Source organism: Planosporangium flavigriseum (assembly GCF_011947225.1).
In the GTDB taxonomy this organism is placed as follows: domain Bacteria; phylum Actinomycetota; class Actinomycetes; order Mycobacteriales; family Micromonosporaceae; genus Planosporangium; species Planosporangium flavigriseum.
The window spans coordinates 1-1,025 of the sequence record NZ_JAATVW010000063.1; the positions used below are offsets into that span (position 1 = coordinate 1).

General features: G+C 66.8%; 1 protein-coding gene. It reads left to right on the forward strand.

Annotation, left to right across the window (positions count from 1 at the left end):
• On the forward strand, positions 1–1,025 hold a 1,025-nt coding region (locus HC028_RS26815; protein WP_168080226.1), incomplete at both ends, for an RNA-guided endonuclease InsQ/TnpB family protein.

A 1,025-nucleotide genomic window follows, 5' to 3' on the forward strand; every position in this document is an offset into this window, starting at 1 on the left:
GCTGCGCCAGGAACGGGTCAACTACAACGCCACCAGCGCGATGCTGACCGCGTGGAAGAAGACCGAGGAACTTGCGTTCCTCAACGAGGTCTCCTCCGTGCCGCTGCAACAGGCGCTGCGACACCTGCAAGTCGCGTACATGAACTTCTTCGCCAAGCGGGCCAAGTACCCGACGTTCAAGTCCAAAAAGAAGTCGCGGAAGTCGGCGGAGTACACCACCAGCGCGTTCCGCTACCGCGACGGCCGGCTCACCCTGGCCAAGATGGACCAGCCGCTGGACATCGTGTGGTCCCGGCCGCTGCCCGACGGCGCAACACCGTCCACGGTGACCGTGTCCCAGGACGCCGCGGGTCGCTGGTTGGTGTCCCTGCTCTGCGACGACGTGATCGAACAGGTCCCGGCGTCCGGCTCGGTCGGTATCGACGCCGGGCTCGACAGCCTGCTGACCCTGTCCACCGGGGAGAAAGTCGCCAACCCCAAGCATGAGCGCCGCGACCGTGCCCGGCTGGCCCGCGCCCAGCGCAACCTCTCCAAGAAGGAGAAGGGCTCCGCGAATCGGGCCAAGGCGCGGCTCAAGGTGGCCCGCGTCCACGCCCGGATCACCGACCGTCGCCGCGACCACCTGCACAAGCTGACTACTCGGCTCGTTCGTGAGAACCAAACGATCGTGATCGAGGATTTGACCGTGCGCAACATGGTCAAAAACCACACGCTGGCCCGCGCCATCTCCGACGCGGCCTGGCGGCAGTTCCGCACCATGCTGGAGTACAAGGCCGACTGGTACGGCCGCGAAGTGATCGCGGTCGACCGCTGGTATCCCTCCAGCAAGCTGTGCTCGGCCTGCGGAGCGCTGGCCGACAAGATGCCGCTCAACGTCCGGACGTGGACGTGCCGGTGCGGCACCGTCCACGACCGCGACGTTAACGCAGCGCGCAACATTTTGGCCGCCGGGCTGGCGGTGTCTGCCTGTGGAGCCGGTGTAAGACCTCAACGGGAGTCCTCCCGGACGGGGCGGCCGGCGGTGA